This is a genomic window from Pseudomonas sp. HMWF006, assembly GCF_003061205.1.
Classification (GTDB): Bacteria; Pseudomonadota; Gammaproteobacteria; order Pseudomonadales; family Pseudomonadaceae; genus Aquipseudomonas; species Aquipseudomonas monsensis.
In genome coordinates this window covers 1-2085 of record NZ_QAIU01000501.1, presented here as the reverse complement: position 1 = coordinate 2085, position 2085 = coordinate 1, and the positions used below count along the sequence as shown (strand labels likewise).

General features: G+C 61.8%; 4 protein-coding genes. All 4 read left to right on the top strand.

Annotation, left to right across the window (positions count from 1 at the left end; translation table 11 throughout):
- Nucleotides 1-776: aminotransferase class I/II-fold pyridoxal phosphate-dependent enzyme (locus DBR24_RS22230; protein WP_128615811.1), on the top strand; the 776-nt coding region annotated here is incomplete at its 5' end.
- A 268-nt stretch (nucleotides 777-1044) separates the two neighbouring features.
- On the top strand, nucleotides 1045-1176 hold the full coding sequence (locus DBR24_RS33260) for a hypothetical protein (protein WP_256591735.1): 132 nt from the start codon (nucleotides 1045-1047) through the stop codon (nucleotides 1174-1176).
- Nucleotides 1177-1245: 69 nt separating this feature from the next.
- The gene (locus tag DBR24_RS22225) at nucleotides 1246-1428 is read left to right on the top strand and encodes a hypothetical protein (RefSeq protein ID WP_123465685.1); all 183 of its coding nucleotides are present in this window, start codon (nucleotides 1246-1248) and stop codon (nucleotides 1426-1428) included.
- 115 nt (nucleotides 1429-1543) lie between these two features.
- On the top strand, nucleotides 1544-2085 hold a 542-nt coding region (locus DBR24_RS22220), incomplete at its 3' end, for an MFS transporter (RefSeq protein WP_177490662.1).

Genomic DNA, 2085 nt, shown 5'->3' with positions numbered 1-2085 from the left:
CCGCCGGGGTCAAGGTCAGTCACTACCCGTATGTGGGCAGCGACAACCGCCTCGACGTCGACGCCATGCTCGCCGTGCTCAACGAAGTACCGAAAGGCGATGTGGTGCTGCTGCATGCGTGCTGCCACAACCCGACCGGTTTCGACCTGAGCCATGACGACTGGCAACGCGTGCTCGACGTGGTGCGCAGCCGCAATCTGCTGCCGCTGATCGACTTCGCCTATCAGGGCTTTGGCGACGGGCTGGAACAGGATGCGTGGTCGACCCGACTGTTCGCCGCCGAAGTACCCGAGCTGCTGATCACCAGTTCATGCTCGAAGAACTTCGGCCTGTACCGCGACCGCACCGGTGCACTGATCGTCTGCGCGAAAACCGCCGACAAGCTCATCGACATCCGCAGCCAGTTGGCCAACATCGCCCGCAACCTGTGGTCGACGCCACCGGATCACGGCGCGGCGGTGGTCGCGACCATCCTCGCCGACCCGGAGCTGAAAGCGCGCTGGGCCGACGAAGTGGAAGCCATGCGTTTGCGCATCGCCCAGTTGCGCAGCGGTCTGGTCGAAGCGCTGGAGCCACACGGCTTGCGTGAGCGCTTTGCGCACATTGGCGTGCAGCGCGGGATGTTTTCCTACACCGGCCTGTCGCCGGAGCAAGTGAAACAATTGCGTGAGCAGCACAGCGTGTACATGGTCAGCTCGGGCCGGGCCAACGTCGCCGGCATCGACGCTACGCGTCTCGCCTTGCTGGCCGACGCCATCGCCAACGTCTGCAAGTAATACCGCAACCCCCTGTAGGAGTGAGCCTGCTCGCGATGGCGGTGTATCAGTCAACTTAAATGCTGGCTGACACACCGCCATCGCGAGCAGGCTCACTCCTACCGTTGTTTTTGCGGTGACCTTTTGCTTTTGCCCTCCCCCTGCGGCCATCTGTCGCATTAATTTGAATTAAAAGTCTGATTGTCATTTTTCCTGCTGTATCCTGCGCAGGCTTTCAAGAAGCGCGGATCTACCAGATCTATCAACAGACTTAGCGAGGAGCGCAACCATGCACGAGATTCCTAATCTCCCCTTCCCAAGCCTGCACGTACCTGAGCAGACGACCACGCAGCAAGCCGGAGCCCAACAGCCCGAGCCGAAAGAAGCCGTTGAAAGCCGCCCGGCCGACAACGACGAGTAAAACCCGCCGTACAGACCGTGTGGAAAGCGCTAACATGCGCTTTCCACACTGCCTGAATCCGAGCCCGCCATGACCGACGAATTCTCCGAAAGCCAAGCCGCCGTCCTGATCGGCGCGACCGAGAAAATGATCGAGATCTGGAACCGCCTCTCCCCGGAAAAACGCGCCGCCCTGCTCGCCCGTTTCGGCAGCGAAGAAAATGCCCTCGCCGCCCTGGTCACCACGCAACTGGTCGCCCCGGCCAAGTCCTGATGCCAGCACCCTGCAAATAGTTTTACTGTTGCCCACCTCAGCGTCGTCCGCGCCGCTATCATAAGCAGCCTATCTAATCCTGCTTTGCCGTGGATCGTTTCCCATGTCGTCCTCTATGCCACAACCCCAGCGCCCCCTGGCGGTCACGCTGCAAGTCGTTTCCATCGTCCTCTTCACCTTTATCGGCTACCTGAACATCGGTATTCCGCTCGCAGTGCTGCCGGGCTATGTCCACAGCGATTTGGGCTTTGGCGCGGTGGTCGCCGGCCTGGTGATCAGCGTGCAATACCTGGCCACCCTGCTCAGCCGCCCGTACGCCGGCAAGATCATCGACAACCAGGGCAGCAAACGTGCGGTGATGATCGGGCTGGCCGGTTGTGGCTTGAGCGGTGTGTTCATGCTGATTTCGGCCTGGACCCCGAATCTGCCCATGCTCAGCCTGATCAGCCTGTTGATCGGCCGCCTGGTGCTGGGCAGCGCGGAAAGCCTGGTCGGTTCCGGTTCGATTGGCTGGGGCATCGGCCGGGTCGGCGCGGCGAACACTGCCAAAGTGATCTCGTGGAACGGCATCGCCAGTTACGGCGCACTGGCGGTCGGCGCGCCGTTCGGGGTGTGGCTGGTCGGCCAGTTGGGGCTGTGGAGCATGGGCGTCAGCAT

Coding starts and splice junctions, on each gene's coding strand:
- DBR24_RS33260 (WP_256591735.1), top strand. CDS start 1,045: ATGCACGAGATTCCTAATCTCCCCTTCCCAAGCCTGCACGTACCTGAG.
- DBR24_RS22225 (WP_123465685.1), top strand. CDS start 1,246: ATGACCGACGAATTCTCCGAAAGCCAAGCCGCCGTCCTGATCGGCGCG.